The sequence below is a fragment of the Aromatoleum diolicum genome (assembly GCF_012910955.1).
Taxonomy (GTDB): domain Bacteria; phylum Pseudomonadota; class Gammaproteobacteria; order Burkholderiales; family Rhodocyclaceae; genus Aromatoleum; species Aromatoleum diolicum.
The window spans coordinates 151,378-165,418 of record NZ_WTVQ01000002.1; the positions used below are offsets into that span (position 1 = coordinate 151,378).

At 64.5% G+C, this 14,041-nt stretch carries 13 protein-coding genes; 7 read left to right on the forward strand and 6 right to left on the reverse strand.

Annotated elements, in window-relative coordinates; genetic code table 11:
• Positions 1-57 precede the first annotated feature (57 nt).
• A complete protein-coding gene (locus GPA25_RS01895) occupies positions 58-1,197 on the reverse strand; it encodes an HPP family protein (RefSeq protein WP_343034797.1) in 1,140 nt (379 codons plus the stop codon).
• Positions 1,198-1,524: 327 nt separating this feature from the next.
• The gene (locus GPA25_RS01900) at positions 1,525-1,962 is read right to left on the reverse strand and encodes an Rrf2 family transcriptional regulator (RefSeq protein WP_169258652.1); all 438 of its coding nucleotides are present in this window, start codon (positions 1,960-1,962) and stop codon (positions 1,525-1,527) included.
• A gap of 199 nt (positions 1,963-2,161) precedes the next feature.
• Here GPA25_RS01900 and GPA25_RS01905 point away from each other — a divergent pair, with 199 nt between their 5' ends.
• The 3 genes from GPA25_RS01905 to GPA25_RS01915 are packed head-to-tail and all read left to right on the forward strand — an operon-like array spanning position 2,162 to position 4,411.
• Positions 2,162-2,401, forward strand: coding sequence for a hypothetical protein (locus GPA25_RS01905; RefSeq protein WP_169258653.1), 240 nt, complete (start codon positions 2,162-2,164; stop codon positions 2,399-2,401).
• A 6-nt stretch (positions 2,402-2,407) separates the two neighbouring features.
• Positions 2,408-3,607 carry an NnrS family protein gene (locus GPA25_RS01910; RefSeq protein ID WP_169258654.1) on the forward strand — a complete coding sequence of 400 codons (1,200 nt, stop codon included), beginning with the start codon at positions 2,408-2,410 and terminating at the stop codon, positions 3,605-3,607.
• A 27-nt stretch (positions 3,608-3,634) separates the two neighbouring features.
• Positions 3,635-4,411 (forward strand): ferredoxin--NADP reductase, encoded by a 777-nt coding sequence (locus GPA25_RS01915; RefSeq protein ID WP_169258655.1) that lies wholly within the window; start codon positions 3,635-3,637, stop codon positions 4,409-4,411.
• A 59-nt stretch (positions 4,412-4,470) separates the two neighbouring features.
• Here GPA25_RS01915 and lptG read toward each other — a convergent pair whose 3' ends face one another.
• On the reverse strand, positions 4,471-5,550 hold the full coding sequence (lptG, locus tag GPA25_RS01920) for an LPS export ABC transporter permease LptG (RefSeq protein WP_169258656.1): 1,080 nt from the start codon (positions 5,548-5,550) through the stop codon (positions 4,471-4,473).
• Entirely contained in the window at positions 5,547-6,626 is a 1,080-nt protein-coding gene (gene lptF, locus GPA25_RS01925) for an LPS export ABC transporter permease LptF (RefSeq protein ID WP_169258657.1), read from the reverse strand. Before lptF ends, lptG begins: the two co-directional genes overlap by 4 nt.
• Before the next feature lie 109 nt (positions 6,627-6,735).
• On the opposite strand from lptF, the gene GPA25_RS01930 reads away from it, so the two are divergent.
• From GPA25_RS01930 to GPA25_RS01945, 4 genes are all read left to right on the forward strand, one after another.
• A complete protein-coding gene (locus GPA25_RS01930; RefSeq protein WP_169258658.1) occupies positions 6,736-8,235 on the forward strand; it encodes a leucyl aminopeptidase in 1,500 nt (499 codons plus the stop codon).
• Positions 8,236-8,252: 17 nt separating this feature from the next.
• Entirely contained in the window at positions 8,253-8,690 is a 438-nt protein-coding gene (locus GPA25_RS01935; RefSeq protein WP_169258659.1) for a DNA polymerase III subunit chi, read from the forward strand.
• Positions 8,687-9,181, forward strand: a complete 495-nt coding sequence (locus tag GPA25_RS01940; protein WP_169258660.1) for a hypothetical protein — start codon at positions 8,687-8,689, stop codon at positions 9,179-9,181. The genes GPA25_RS01935 and GPA25_RS01940 overlap by 4 nt, the downstream gene beginning before the upstream one ends.
• A 115-nt stretch (positions 9,182-9,296) precedes the next feature.
• Entirely contained in the window at positions 9,297-12,143 is a 2,847-nt protein-coding gene (locus GPA25_RS01945) for a valine--tRNA ligase (protein WP_169258661.1), read from the forward strand.
• A gap of 75 nt (positions 12,144-12,218) precedes the next feature.
• Here the strand turns inward: GPA25_RS01945 and GPA25_RS01950 are convergent, their stop codons facing one another.
• Both GPA25_RS01950 and GPA25_RS01955 read right to left on the reverse strand, forming a co-directional pair.
• Complete coding sequence (locus tag GPA25_RS01950) at positions 12,219-12,449, reverse strand: sulfurtransferase TusA family protein (protein WP_169258720.1); 231 nt, start codon at positions 12,447-12,449, stop codon at positions 12,219-12,221.
• 73 nt (positions 12,450-12,522) lie between these two features.
• Positions 12,523-13,971: a beta-barrel assembly-enhancing protease gene (locus tag GPA25_RS01955; protein ID WP_169258662.1), complete on the reverse strand. Its 1,449-nt coding sequence runs from the start codon at positions 13,969-13,971 to the stop codon at positions 12,523-12,525.
• Between the last annotated feature and the right edge of the window lie 70 nt (positions 13,972-14,041).

The window sequence follows — 14,041 nt, forward strand, 5'->3', positions numbered from 1 at the left end:
CACGCAAGGCAAAGCGGCGCGTCGGGGACCGTCTCCGCATCGTCGTGATGCTGCGGCTCACGCCGCCAAAGCCATCTCCGGCTCCTCGAGACGCATGCGGACCAGTGCCGCCACCAGGTCGGATTGCGTCACCATGCCAATCACCGCGCCGCGCATATCGACGACCGGCACATGATGCAGCCCGACGTCCGCGAACAGATGCACGAGTTCGACGATCGGCTGCTCCGGGCGCGCAGTCACCACCTCCGGCGACATCAGATCCTGCACCGTGCGATGCACGTCGATGCCGTTGAAGAAACGCAGTTTGTACGGCGCGTCGCGGTGCACGAAAAAATCGTGCAGGGACACGATTCCCACCAATATCCGCTCCGCCGACACCACCGGCATCGCCTTGACGCGGTGCCGCGACAGCAGCGCCCACGCCTCGCCGATCGACGCCTGCGGCGACACCGACACAACATCTCCGGACATGATGTCCGCGCAGCGGATTTCGCCGAACCGGCGCCGGGAAGCGCGAAGCTCCGCCGCTACCAGGATTTCCTCGAGATCCTCGCTACTGACATCAAGCAACTCCCCGCGCGCCGCCAACACCTCGTTCAGATCATCGAGCGTGACGCCCAATCGGGCGCTCGGCACGGGGTCCGCAGTCAGGTGCGGATGTGCGTGCTCGTGTGCACGCTGCGGGTAGCGGCGCCCCAGCGCCATGTTGAATGCCAGGGCGGCTGCCAGCAGACACAGCGAGTCGATCGCAACCGGCCACACCGCGAAGCCGTAGCCCAGCTCAGTGACGGAGCTTCCCCCGAGCACGCTGGTCAGCGCCACCGCGCCGCCCGGCGGGTGCAGGCATCGAAGCTGGAACATCGCCCCGATCGACACGGCAACGGCCAGCGCCGCCGCCAGCCCGGGATGGCCGATGAACTTGGCGCACGTCACCCCGACCAGGGCCGAAATCACGTTGCCACCGACAATTGACCACGGCTGCGCCAGCGGACTCGACGGCACCGCGAACAGCAGCACCGCAGACGCGCCCATCGGCGCGATGAACCACGGATGGGACTCGCCCAGCGCCAGCCGGCTGATCCACTCCGCACAGAACAGTCCGAGCAATGCGCCGGCACAACTCAGGACGCGCTCGCGGCGGCTCACCGCATGCGCCACCGGCACGAACGAACGCAGCCACGACAACGCCCCGCTCACTCTGCGCTCCCCTCCGGCATCCCATCGACTTGAGCCGACGCAGCGTCGCATGCGGCCCCGTGGACCGCGACACGCACCCACTGTTCAGCGTTCGCTCCGGTGGGCGCGACCGGTTGTGCTTCGGCACCGGACAAGGTTTGCTTGTGAGACTTAAGGAACAACGCAATTCTCCAGCCGGGCGACAGGTTAATAGTCGAGTAGTTTACTCAGCTATAAATCCGCACCCTTGACGCAACTCAATTCGAACTTCCCGAGAATCCCGGGCCATCCTTGCCCACTGCAGGGCCACGCGGCTGCCGCGCAGCACGGCGACCGCCCTGACTACGCTTATCCGGTGCGCGGAACGTACTGCAGCACCTTGCGCTGTGGCGAATCAATCAGATCAGCCAGGGAGACCTGATCGAGCGTCTTCAGGAAAGCCTCCAGCGCCTTGCCGAGCACGCCCTTCAGCCGGCAGTTCGGCGTCAGCAGGCAATGGCTATCGCTGCCGAAGCACTCGACCAGCTGCATTCCGCGCTCCATGCAGCGCACGACGTCACCGACATTGATATCCGCCGGCGCACGCGCCAGCCGCAAACCGCCCCCCTTGCCGCGCAGCCCGTCGACGAAGCCCTCGCGCACGAGCTGGTTGGCCACCTTCATCAGATGACTGCGCGAAACGTCGAATCGCTCGGACACCTCGGCAATCGTAACCAGCCGATCCTCGTTCGCGCCAAGGTAGATCAGCACGCGCAAGGCGTAGTCGGTGTGCTGCGTGAGGTACATGAAAGCTCCCGGTCGCGGCAGGGCACTTACCCTGCCGAAGAGATTATAGAGAATTGCCCTTAAAGATTCATCCAAGTTGACTCTTTTAAAGAGTCATTTTATATTCATCTTCAAGAAAGCCGCGCGGCGAACGCACTGCCCGATGCGGCGCGACGACCACTGCGGCACCTTTATCCCCCGACAATCCAAGGAGTCGACCATGCGCCCGACCGGATTCACTGCCCGACAAACGCTCACCCTCGGAAGATTGACAATGGTACTGTCCGCAGTCGGGATGATTGGCGCCACGCTGGTGGCCTATCCATTTGCCGAGCGCTTCAGTCTGCCCATGCAGATCGCCGGTCACCTGGTGCTGCCGGTATCGGCGGCATTCTTCAAACTTGGCTACGTGGCGCGCCTTGCCGCCCACCACGCTCTTGGCAACCTGCGCGCGGGGTAAGACAACATGGTCGCGGTCATTCGTATCGAAGAGCCCTTCAAGCGCCCGAGTGGCCCGCAACGCCCCGGCTGGAAAGCATTCCTGTCGATGGCCTTCCGCCCCTTCTACCTGCTCGCCGCCATCCAGGGCGCGGTCGCAATCCTTTTCTGGGCCTTCGGCTTCGGCGGCACCAGCGCCCTGCCCGCTTACCTTTGGCACGGACACGAAATGATCTGGGGCTACGCCGGCGCGGTGATCGTCGGCTTCCTGCTCACCGCCGCCGCCACCTGGACCGGTCAGGCGCCGCTCCGCGGACTCCCCCTCGCCGCTCTTGTCGCATTGTGGCTTGGCGCACGCGTCATGCTGCTGGCGACGCCCGATTCGAATCTCTGGGGCGGCATGCTTTCGGTGCTGTTCTTTGTCGCCGCGGCCATCTGTCTCGCGGTACCCGTCGTGCGCAGCCGCAATCGGCGCAACTACGGCGTACCGCCCTTGCTGCTCGCCTTCGGCGCGGGCAACCTCGCATTCCACCTGGCAGCGGCCGGCATCATCGATCTCGACCCGCGGCACATGCTGCACGTCGGCCTCCTGATCGTCGCAACGGTGATCTTCTTCATGGGCCTGCGCGTGATCGCGTTCTTTACCAGCCGCGCGCTGAACATTCCGCAGGTGACAAACGCGCCATCGATCGGCGTCATTGCGATCGGCGCGCCGCTGCTGATGGCGCTCACGGTCGCCGTCGGCGGCCCCGTCATCCTGACCGCGGCGCTCGGCCTGATCGGCGGATTCGCCAACTTACGCCAACTGGTGCGCTGGTGGCATCCACAGGTGCTTCAGCGTCCCCTGCTGTGGGTCCTGTTTGCAGGCTACCTGTGCGCCGCGCTCGGTGTCGGACTTTATGGCGTCGCCGCCCTCGCCGCACCGGCGCTTACGAGTGCCGCGCTGCACAGCATCGCGGTCGGCGGCATTGGTCTATTGACGCTGGGGATGATGAGTCGCACCGCACTCGGGCATACCGGACGGCCACTGGAACTGCCATCCCCCATGCCCATAGCCTATGGCTGTCTGCTCGCCGCGACCGTCCTGCGCCTTGCTGCGGCACTTGCAATTCCGTATGCGCCGCTCGTGCTGATCGCCAGCGCGTTGTGCTTTGCCGCGGGTTTCGGCCTTTTCGTGTTTCGCTTCGGCCCGTGGCTGATCCGCCCGCGTGCCGACGGCCGTTCTTGAGAGCGCCGGGGAGAAAGGAGACGACCGATGATGCTGCTCGACGACAAGGCCACCACCGCACGCGTGCTGTGGAAACGGCAATGGACCCCGAAGCTGCTGTCCTTCCGGATCGCGCGTGATGCCGCCTACCGCTTCGTGCCGGGACAGTTCGCGCGCCTGGGATTGCGCAAGCCGAATGGCAGCCTGGTCTGGCGGGCCTACTCAATCGTGTCCGCAAGCTGGGATGATCATCTCGAGTTCTACTCGATCATCGTTCCGGGCGGACAATTCACGTCCCTGCTGAACAGCGTCGCCACAGGGGACGAAATCCTGATCGAAAGGCAGGCCTATGGCTTTCTCACCACCAACCGCTTCACCGACGGTCGCGACCTGTGGATGCTCGCGACCGGCACCGGTCTCGCCCCCTTTCTGTCGATCCTGCAGGACGAGGAGACTTGGCGGCGTTTCGAGCGTCTGATCCTGGTTCACGGGGTCCGCGAAACGGCCGAATTGGCCTATAGGGAAGAAATCGTTGCGCTACGCAAGCACCCATTGTGGGCCGAGCACGGCGAACGCTTGATCTACCAGCCGGTACTCAGTCGAGATACGCACGGGGACGCCCTGCGCGGGCGCATTCCGGCGTTACTCGCCAGTCAGGCGCTCGAAGAACGAACCGGCATCGCACTTACGCCCGAACATTCGCGCGTGATGGTGTGCGGCAGCCCGGCGATGGTTGAAGACACGCATCGCGCGCTGATCGCGAAGGGTTGCCGCCTGAGCCGCCTGTCCGCGCCGGCACAAATCGCGGTCGAGAATGGCTGGTGAGTTGCACGCGATGAACTGAAGAACCGAAGGCCTTGCGCTGCGGACCAGAGCCCTTCCGGTCAGCGCCGCTCGACCCAGACCAGCATCCCCGCCGCCGCAATCAGGAACAGCAGGCTCGGCGTCAGCGCCGCGAGCGCCGGATTCCAGCTGTTGATGACGCCGAGGTTGGAAAACAAGCCGTTGAGCAAGTGGAAACCGACACCAAGCATCACGCCCAGGAACACCTTGACGCTGACGCCGCCCATGCGTTCATGGGTCAGGGCGAAGGGCAGCGCAAGGGCGATCATCACCAGCGCGGCAAACGGATAGACCAGCTTCTTCCACAGCGCGATCTCGTAGCGGTCGGCGTTCTGCTGGTTCTCGCGCAGGTGACTGACGTACGCAAATAGCGTCGTCACCGACATCCGCTCCGGCACCACCATCAGCACACTGAGCACCTCGGGCGTCAGATCGGAATGCCACTCCAGTTCAGGCAACTCCACCACTTCGGTGCGATCGCCGAGAAAACGCGTCTGCCGCACCCCGCTCAAGCGCCAGGCCTTCTGCCCCGCCTGATACCGCCCGCTCGCCGCATCGCTCACCGAGAGCAGGGCATGGCGATCGTCGAACTCGTAGATCCGCACCTTTTCCATGCTGCGGTCCGGCTGCACGGTCTGCACATTGACGAAGCGCGGACCATCCTTGACCCACAAGCCGGAACGCAGCTGGCTGGAAACTGTCGATTTCGTCGCCGTCAGACGCCACTGTTGCGCCGCCCGCTCGGCCGGGGGCGCAATGTATTCGCCGAACACGAAGGTCGCAACAACGAAGATCACCCCGATCCCGGACAAGGTCCAGAGCATCTTGAGGGTCGACAGGCCCGCCGCCCGCATCACCGTGATCTCGGAATGCCGGGCAAGCGTGGTCAGCGCATATAGCGTGCCGATCAATACCGCAACCGGCAGCAATTCATACACCCGCCCCGGCAGGATCATCGCGACATAGAGCAGCGCGTGGGGCAACTCGTAGCCGTCCTTGCCAACCGAATCGAGTTCGTTGATGAAATCGAAAAAGGCGAACAGGCCGAGAAAGGCGACTAAAACCATGATGGTCGAACTCACGATCTCGCGCGCGAGATAGCGCGTCAGCACCCGCATCATGCCCGTGCCCGCCAGAAAGGAGAGATCGCGAGGCGCGTGTAGAACATCAACGCCAGCAGCATGAGCACCACCACATGCGGCAGCCACACCGCGAGTTCAAAACGCAGGCGCCCCTGCGACACCCAGGCCTGGAACACGCTGATCGCATTGCTATATACAAGGTAGGTCAGGATCGCGAAGATCAGGTTGTTGGCCCGCCCTGCGCGTGGATTGACGAAGGACAGCGGAATCGCCATCAGCGCCAGCAACAGCGCGGCCACCGGCACACCGATTCGCCCGAGCAGTTCGCCAAGATTTCGCGCTGTTGGCGCCTTCAACAGATCGACGGTCGGGATGACGCGGGTGCGCGCCGACGGACTGGCCACCTGGCGCTCCTCGATCAACACCGAATAGCGCTCGAACTCCATCACGCGGTACTCGGGCGACCCGGGCTCGCCCTCATAGCGCCGCCCCTTTTCCAGCACCACGAAGCGGTCGCCGTTGCTATCGGTGTGCAAGGAGCCTTCCGCCGCGACGATCACACCGAGGCGACCGTTCTGTTCCGAGCTGACGAACACGTTGCGGACCTTGCCGTCCTCGCCCGCGCCCATCTCGACAAAAAACACCCGTTGCGCCCCGGCGGATTCGCGGAACACGCCGGGCGCCACGCGCGAAGCATCGTCGCGCGAATCCAGCCGCGCCTGAAACTCGGAACTTTTCAGATGCGCCCACGGCGCGAGGAACAATGTCACCGCCGCAATCGCCAGCACCATCGGCAGGGCAAATTGCAGCACCGGGCGGATGAAGGCCGTCAGGGGCAGGCCGGAGGCGAACCACACCACCATCTCGGAATCGCGATACGAGCGCGACAAGGACAGCAGCACCGCGACGAACAGGGTCAGAGACAGCACGATCGGCAATTCGGTCAGGGCGCCGAAGCCGATCAGCGCGAGCACTGCATCCGACGGCACGCGGCCGCCCGCAGCCTGGCCAAGCAGGCGGATCAGCACTGTGGTGATCAGAATGGCAAACAGCGCAACGAACACGCCGGCGGCCGACTGGGAGAATTCACGCCGGAGGGCGCGGCTGAAGATCATCGCGCGAAAGATTCGATATACGTTGGGGGAAGTGGTTTTTGACGCATTTGCCGCGAACGGGCCATAATCAGCGGCAATCGAAACGAGGCGTCTTATAAAGGAACTGCGCGTGGAATTTACCATAAAGACCGGGGCCCCGGAAAAACTCAAGACCGGCAGCCTGGTTGTCGGCGCCTTCGCCGACGGCAAGCTCACCGAAGCCGCCGCCGCGCTCGACAAGGCTTCCAAAGGCAAACTCGCCGCCATCCTCGGTCGCGGCGACCTCGACGACAAGGCCGGTGCGCTGCTCACGCTGCACGACCTCCCCGGCTGCGCCAGCGAGCGGATCATTGTCGTCAGCCTCGGCAAAGAGGACGAATTCGGCGACCGCGCCTGGCGCGACGCCCTCGCGGCCACCGGCAAGGCGCTCGCTGCGGCCCCCTCGCACGACGCGGCGGTGTGTCTCGCCGACGTCGAAGTTCCCGGACACGACATCGATTGGGCGCTGCAACAACTGACCCGCGCGATCGCGGACGGCGCCTACCGTTTCGACGCAACAAAATCGAAGAACAAGGACGAGAAGCGCCGCGGTGCACGCAAGGTCGTGCTGCTTACGCGCCACAAAGTCGCCGCGAACATGGAAACCTCGGTCAAGCGCGGCCAGGCGATTGCCGAAGGCATGGCGCTGGCGAAGGATCTCGGCAACCTTCCGGGTAACATCTGCACCCCGACTCACCTTGCGGAAACCGCGCAGGAACTCGGCAAGCAGTTCAAGCTCAAGGTCGAGGTCCTGGAGCGCGACGAGATGGAGAAGCTCGGCATGGGCTCGCTCCTCTCGGTCGCGCGCGGCTCGCATCAGCCACCCAAGTTCATCGTCATGCACTACAAAGGCGCCAAGGCCAAGGACAAGCCGGTCGTGCTGGTCGGCAAGGGCATCACCTTCGATACCGGCGGCATTTCGCTGAAGCCCGGCGCCGAAATGGACGAGATGAAGTTCGACATGTGCGGCGCGGCCAGCGTGCTCGGCACCTTCAAGGCGCTCGCGCGCATGGCGCTGCCGATCAACGTCGTCGGCATCGTCCCGACCACCGAGAACATGCCCGGCGGCGGCGCCACCAAGCCGGGTGACGTGGTCACCTCGATGAGCGGCCAGACCATCGAAATCCTCAACACCGATGCCGAAGGCCGCCTGATCCTGTGCGATGCGCTGACCTATGCCGAGCGCTTCAAGCCGGCCTGCGTCGTTGACATCGCGACGCTGACCGGCGCCTGCGTTGTCGCGCTGGGCAAGATTCCCAGCGGGTTGCTCGCCAATGACGATGCGCTCGCACGCGAACTCATCGACTGCGGCACCACCTCCGGCGACCGCGCGTGGCAACTGCCGCTGTGGGACGAATACCAGGAACTGCTCAAGAGCAATTTCGCCGACATGGGCAACATCGGCGGCCGCTACGCCGGCACCATCACCGCGGCCTGCTTCCTCGCGCGATTCACCAAGGCCTACAAGTGGGCGCACCTGGACATCGCCGGCACCGCATGGCTGTCGGGTGACGCCAAGGGCGCCACCGGCCGGCCGGTTCCGCTACTCAGCGAATTCCTGATCGCCCGCAGTCAGGAGGCGCAAAGCTGAACGCGAGGTCGAGCACCGTGCCGCGGGTGCAGTTCTATCACAACGCCGAAAACCCGCTTGCGCTGGCCTGTGAATTCGCGACGCGGGCCTTCGCCAGCGGCCGCAAGGTCGCGCTGCGGGTGCCCGACGCGGCCTCGGCACGTCAGCTCGACCAGATGCTGTGGAGCTTCGAGCAGCAGGCCTTTGTCCCCCACGTGATGGCGGGCTCCCCGCTGGCGGCGGAAACGCCCGTCATCATCGGCCGCGCCGACGCCCCGGCCGACTGGCCGCATGCGGAAATCCTGCTCAACCTGGCCGACGACATCCCCGCGGGCTTCGAACGCTTCCGCATGCTGATCGAAATCATCGGCCAGAGCGAAGCACAGAAACTGCCTGCGCGCGCACGCTGGAAACACTACAAACAGCAGGATCTGCCCTTGCAGGCTTTTGACGCGGTACGCCGGGAGGCACTATGAGCAACTGGTCACTGCCGCCACGTCTCGACCCCGACGACGAACTCAGGGCCGCCGATCTGCTGCTCGGCAAGGCGGACGCGCTGCTGCGGCGGCACCGGGCGGCGGAGCCGCAGGCCCCCCTTCTGCCCGAACCGGAAGAATTCGTATCCCTCGAGGATGACGATCTGCCCGTACTGACCGAAGTCGTCGATCCATCCGAATGGGAGACTTCGTCCCAAGTCGCACAGATACCGCCGGCGCCGGCCGCCCCCACGACGCCGGTGCAGGTCAGCCAGCTCGCCGAGCAGCTCATCAGCCTGGACACCGAGATTTCCCGCGCGGTCGAAGCGTGGTTCGCAACCGAGTTGCCGCAACTGCTCTCGCGTGAAATGGACAAGCTTTCGTCGCGCCTGCAGGAAGAGGCCATCGCCCACCTGCGCGCCACGCTCCTGCCGACGCTGTCCGAACACATCTCGCGCAGCCTCGAAAAGCACGCCGACCTGCCACGCTGAGTCCCGCCTGCCGGGATGCGGCGCTCGCGGCCGCGTGAGCGCAACCGAGCGGCACCGGGCAGCGGCCGTGCATCCGTTATAATCCGCCCTTTGCCTTCACGCCCCCGAGCACACCATGGAACTGGCCAAGAGTTTTGAGCCGGCGGAGATCGAATCCCGCTGGTATCCGGAATGGGAATCCCGCGGTCGCTTCGACGCCGGACTGGACAAGTCCAACCCTGACGCGTTCTGCATCCTGCTGCCGCCGCCCAATGTCACCGGCACGCTGCACATGGGCCACGGTTTCAACCAGACGATCATGGACGCGCTCACCCGCTACCACCGCATGCGCGGCTTCAACACGCTGTGGCAGCCGGGCACGGACCACGCCGGCATCGCCACGCAGATCGTGGTCGAACGCCAGCTCGACGCCAAGGGCATCTCGCGCCACGACCTCGGACGCGAGAAGTTTCTCGAGAAAGTCTGGGAGTGGAAGGAATACTCGGGCGGCACGATCACGCGCCAGATGCGCCGCATGGGCACCTCGCCGGACTGGAAGCGCGAGCGCTTCACGATGGACGCCGGGCTGTCCAAGACGGTCACCGAAACCTTCGTGCGCCTGTACAACGAAGGCCTGATCTACCGCGGCAAGCGCCTCGTGAACTGGGATCCCAAGCTCGGCACCGCGGTGTCCGACCTCGAAGTGGTGTCTGAAGAGGAAGACGGTTTCCTGTGGCACATCACCTACCCGTTCTCCGACGGCCCGATTGGCGATCTCATGGGCCTCACCGTCGCGACGACGCGTCCCGAGACCATGCTCGGCGACGTCGCGGTGATGGTGCATCCGGAAGACGAACGCTACGCGCACGTGATCGGCAAGACTGTCCGCCTGCCGCTGTGCGACCGCGACATCCCGATCATCGCCGACGACTATGTCGATCGCGAGTTCGGCACCGGCTGCGTCAAGGTCACTCCCGCGCATGACTTCAACGACTACGCGGTGGGCCTGCGCCATGGTCTGCCGATGATCAGCATCCTGCGCCTCGACGCCCACGTCAGCGACGATGCGCCGGAAAAATACCGCGGCATGGACCGCTTCGCCGCGCGTGAAGTCATCGTGCAGGACCTCGAGGCGCTCGGACTGCTCGCCGGCATCAAGCCGCACAAGCTGATGGTGCCGCGCGGTGACCGGACCAGTGCGGTCATCGAGCCGATGCTCACCGACCAGTGGTTTGTCGCCATGACCAAATCCGGTGCGGACGGCAAGAGCATCACCGCGAAGGCGCTCGAATGCGTCGCGTCGGGTGAGATCCGCTTCTACCCGGAAAACTGGGTCAACACCTACAACCAGTGGCTCAACAACATCCAGGACTGGTGCATCTCGCGCCAGCTGTGGTGGGGCCACCAGATTCCGGCGTGGTACGCGGACGAAGGCACCGAGCAGCGCGTGTGGGTCGCGCACGACGAAACGGAGGCGCAGGCACTCGCCACGAAGGACGGCTACACGGGCAAGCTGCGCCGGGACGAGGACGTGCTCGACACCTGGTATTCGTCGGCGCTGTGGCCGTTCTCGACGCTCGACTGGACGCCGGAATGGCCGGAGAAGTCGAACGACGCGCTCGACCTCTACCTGCCCTCCAGCGTGCTCGTCACCGGCTTCGACATCATTTTCTTCTGGGTCGCGCGCATGGTGATGATGACCAAGCACATCACCGGCAAGATCCCGTTCCGCGACGTCTACGTGCATGGCCTGATCCGCGACGCGGAAGGCCAGAAGATGTCGAAGTCGAAGGGCAACGTGCTCGACCCGATCGACCTGATCGACGGCATCTCGGTCGAAGAACTCGTCAAGAAGCGCACTTTCGGGCTGATGAACCCAAAGCAGGCGCAGAGCATCGAGAAGAAGACCCGCAAGGAATTCCCTGAAGGCATCGCCGCATTCGGCACCGACGCGCTGCGCTTCACCTTTGCGTCGCTGGCGACGCCGGGGCGTGACATCAAGTTCGATCTGTCGCGTTGCGAAGGCTACCGCAACTTCTGCAACAAGCTGTGGAACGCCACCCGCTTCGTACTGATGAACTGCGAAGGTCACGATTGCGGCATCGACGTCACCGCCGGCAGCGCCGCGTGCAACAGCGCGAATCTCGACTTCTCGTTCGCCGACCGCTGGATCGTCTCGCAACTGCAGCGCACCGAGGCCGACGTCGCCGGGCACTTCAAGGAATATCGCTTCGACCTCGTCGCGAAATCGATCTACGAATTCGTCTGGGACGAATATTGCGACTGGTATCTGGAACTCGCGAAGGTGCAGATCCAGAACGGTAGCGCAGCCCAGCAGCGCGCCACGCGCCGCACGCTGCTGCGCGTCCTGGAAACGGTACTGCGCCTCGCGCATCCACTGATCCCGTTCATCACCGAAGAGCTGTGGCAGACCGTCGCCCCGCTCGCCGGTCGCAAGGACGCCGACAGTCTCATGCTGGCCCGCTATCCGCAGGCCGACCTCGGCCGCATCGACGCTGCGAGCGAAGCGAAGATCGCCGAACTGAAGGCCATCGTCGGTACCTGCCGCAACCTGCGCAGCGAAATGAACATCTCGCCGGCGCAACGCATGCCGCTTGTCGCCTGCGGCGATTCGGCCACGCTCAACGTCTACGCGCCGTATCTGGCCGGTCTGGCGCGTCTGTCCGGCGTCGAGATCGTCGATGAGATCGGCACCGACGAACTGGCACCGGTCGCCATCGCCGGTTCGTTCAAAGTGATGCTGCGGGTTGAAATCGACATCGCCGCGGAGCGCGAACGGGTATCGAAGGAAATCGCGCGCCTCGAAGGCGAGATCACCAAAGCCGAAAGCAAGCTGGGTAACGCGAGCTTCGTCGAGCGTGCCCCGGCCGCAGTTGTGCAACAGGAGCGCGAGCGCCTTGCCGGCTTCGCTGCGACGCTGGACAAGCTGCGCCCGCAGCTGGAGAAATTCTCCGGTCGCTGATCTGCATCGCCAGCTGAAAAGGGGCCGCCCGCTTCGTCGGGTGGCCCCTTTTTTCATGTACTGAACGTCCCGGTCCTACTTGCGGCGCAGGAAGAACTCGAATGCCTTGTCGACCGTCTCGCCCTGCCCGATCAGATCATTGCCGGTCTGTCTCGCAAACGCCTGAAAATCCTTCACCGACCCCGGATCCGTCGCCAGCACCCGCAGCACCTGGCCCACGCTCATTTCGGCGAGCATCTTCTTCGCACGCAGAATGGGCAACGGACAGTTGAGCCCGCGCGCATCGACTTCCTTGTCAAACTCCATCACCCACAACCCCCGCTAACAGTTCGCGCAATTCTACCCTACAGCCATATTGAACCTGTGCGCGGAACTGGCGTTACTCCTCCCGCCCGGTGCGGCGTTGCTCCGCCCGACGCTCGCGCTCCCTTTCCTTGAGTTCGCGCATGCGTGCATCCACGGCCGACAGATCGTAGAAATCACCGTCACCAGCGCGACGCGCAAGTTCCAGTTGCTCAATGGCAGCCGGCACCGCCCCGCGCAGCACATAGACTTCTGCCTGCGCACGGTGCTCCGCGGTACGCCGCCCCTGCGCCGCCTCCGAACGTGCGACAAAGGCCCACAAGCGCGGATCCTCGCTGCGACCCTGCAACGCGGCGCGCGCCAGCCCGGCCGCCTCGCGTGCGCGCCCGGCCTGCAGCATCGCATCGATCAGGGCATAACGCACGGCACGACTATCCGCAAAGCGCTTCTCGGCGGCCTCGAGAACCTTCACCGCGCCCGCCGGATCGCGGGCAGCCAAGCGCAGTTCCGCCGCCACGATTTCGAGGAAGGTCGACGGCGGTGTGTCACGCCGCAGCAACGTCAGCGTCTTTTCCGCGTCATCGAGCCGTCCCGCCGCCAGCAGCGCCCGCACCAGGCCATAACGCACCGCAGTATCGGCTCCTGCCTTCGCGACCGACGCCTCGAAGTCCCGCACCGCATCGAGCGGCTGCGCCGCCGACACGCGGAGCTTCGCACGCACGAATCCGAAATCGGGCGAATCCGGAACCTGACGGTACCGCATCTGCCCCACCCGGTTCTCCATGTCGGCGATCCGCTCGCCCGTCAGCGGGTGAGTACGCAAGTAACTTGGCGCGTTGTTCTCGTACAGGCGGCTCGCACGCTGCAGACGCTCGAAGAATCCGGGCATGCCACGCACGTCGAATCCGGCACCCTCAAGTTTTTGCAGCCCTATGCGATCCGCCTCGCGCTCGAAGTCGCGCGTATAGCCCAACTGTGCCTGAATTGCCCCGGCTTGCCCCGCCGCCAGCGCCGCCTCGCTGATCTGGGAGTTACTGCGCGCCGCCAGCACCGCTACCAGCAGCGACGCGAGCATGACCATGCTGGTCTGGCTTTGCTTGCCGAACATCTGTGCGATGTGCCGCTGCGTGACGTGCGCGATCTCGTGACCCAGCACCGACGCCAGTTCGGATTCCGATTCGGCCGCCAGAATCAGGCCGGTATGCAAGCCGATATACCCGCCGGGCAGGGCGAACGCATTCAGCGTGCCATCACGAATCACGAAGAAATTGAAATCCTGTGGCGGCGCATTACCGGCGGTGACCAGGCGCTGTCCCAGACGATTGACGTAATCCTCGATTTCGGGATCGTCAAAATACGCCGGGTCGCGCCAGCGAATGTCGCGCATGATCGATTCGCCCAGGCGGCGCTCGGCCAGCGGGGACAATTCCGACGCTGCCACGTCGCCCAGGTCCGGCAGGTCCGCCGCATTGAGGCGCGGCACCAGCGCAACGCACAGCAGCAGGATAAAAAGTCGTTTCATCATCGGGTGCTATGATACCGGTCCAATCGCAAGCGTTCCGCACGGAATGTATCGCTGTGTAGCCTGATCGCGT

Excerpts from the sequence above, each read along its gene's own strand:
- GPA25_RS01900 (WP_169258652.1), bottom strand. The coding sequence starts at position 1,962 with ATGTACCTCACGCAGCACACCGACTACGCCTTGCGCGTGCTGATCTAC.
- GPA25_RS01905 (WP_169258653.1), top strand. The coding sequence starts at position 2,162 with ATGCGCCCGACCGGATTCACTGCCCGACAAACGCTCACCCTCGGAAGA.
- GPA25_RS01910 (WP_169258654.1), top strand. The coding sequence starts at position 2,408 with ATGGTCGCGGTCATTCGTATCGAAGAGCCCTTCAAGCGCCCGAGTGGC.
- GPA25_RS01915 (WP_169258655.1), top strand. The coding sequence starts at position 3,635 with ATGATGCTGCTCGACGACAAGGCCACCACCGCACGCGTGCTGTGGAAA.
- lptG (WP_169258656.1), bottom strand. The coding sequence starts at position 5,550 with ATGATGCGGGTGCTGACGCGCTATCTCGCGCGCGAGATCGTGAGTTCG.
- lptF (WP_169258657.1), bottom strand. The coding sequence starts at position 6,626 with ATGATCTTCAGCCGCGCCCTCCGGCGTGAATTCTCCCAGTCGGCCGCC.
- GPA25_RS01940 (WP_169258660.1), top strand. The coding sequence starts at position 8,687 with ATGAGCAACTGGTCACTGCCGCCACGTCTCGACCCCGACGACGAACTC.
- GPA25_RS01945 (WP_169258661.1), top strand. The coding sequence starts at position 9,297 with ATGGAACTGGCCAAGAGTTTTGAGCCGGCGGAGATCGAATCCCGCTGG.
- GPA25_RS01950 (WP_169258720.1), bottom strand. The coding sequence starts at position 12,449 with ATGGAGTTTGACAAGGAAGTCGATGCGCGCGGGCTCAACTGTCCGTTG.
- GPA25_RS01955 (WP_169258662.1), bottom strand. The coding sequence starts at position 13,971 with ATGATGAAACGACTTTTTATCCTGCTGCTGTGCGTTGCGCTGGTGCCG.